This window comes from Streptomyces eurythermus (assembly GCF_014649115.1).
Taxonomy (GTDB): Bacteria; Actinomycetota; Actinomycetes; order Streptomycetales; family Streptomycetaceae; genus Streptomyces; species Streptomyces eurythermus.
Genome location: NZ_BMSK01000014.1, coordinates 293148 through 293855, shown reverse-complemented (window position 1 = coordinate 293855; position 708 = coordinate 293148). Strand labels below are relative to the sequence as shown.

Sequence of the window (708 nt, the reverse complement as noted above, 5' to 3'; positions counted from 1 at the left end):
ACTGTGCGGATGACATGCTCGACCCAGTACTGAGGCTGGGACCACTCGTCCTCGACCGGGCGGCCGGTGACCGAGGAGACCGCCGCGAGCTGCGGGGCGTGGAACGTCAGGCCCTCCACGACGGTGCGGAAGTCCTCCAGCATCGGCTCCATCAACGGCGAGTGGAACGCATGACTCACCTCCAACCGCTTCGTCCGCCGGCCCGGCAACCCCTCGACCACCGCCAAGACCTCGGCTTCGACGCCGGAAACGACCAGCGATGTCGGCGAGTTGACCGCCGCGATGCCCACACCGGCCGTCAACAGCGGCACGACCTCGTCCTCCGCCGCCTCGACCGCGACCATCACCCCACCCGCGGGCAGGGCGTCCATCAACCCCGCACGGGCACGCACCAGCCGGCACGCATCCACCAGATCCAGCACACCCGCCACATGAGCCGCCGCGATCTCACCCACCGAATGCCCCACCACAACACCCGGACTCACACCCCACGACGACAACAGACGGAACTGCGCCACCTGCAACGCGAACAACGCCGGCTGCGCCAACCCCGTACGACCCAAACCCTCACCCGAAACAACCGCCTCCTCCACCGGCACACCAAGCTGCCCACACACCTCGTCGAAGGCAGCACGGAACACCGGGAACGCCTCATACAACTCCCGGCCCATCCCCACCCGCTGACCACCCTGACCCGCGAACAGCACA

Annotated in this window: 1 protein-coding gene; it reads right to left on the bottom strand. The window is 68.1% G+C overall.

Features of this window, described 5'->3' with window-relative positions; all coding sequences use genetic code 11:
* Positions 1-708: acyltransferase domain-containing protein (locus tag IE251_RS41250; protein ID WP_229896951.1), on the bottom strand; the 708-nt coding region annotated here is incomplete at both ends.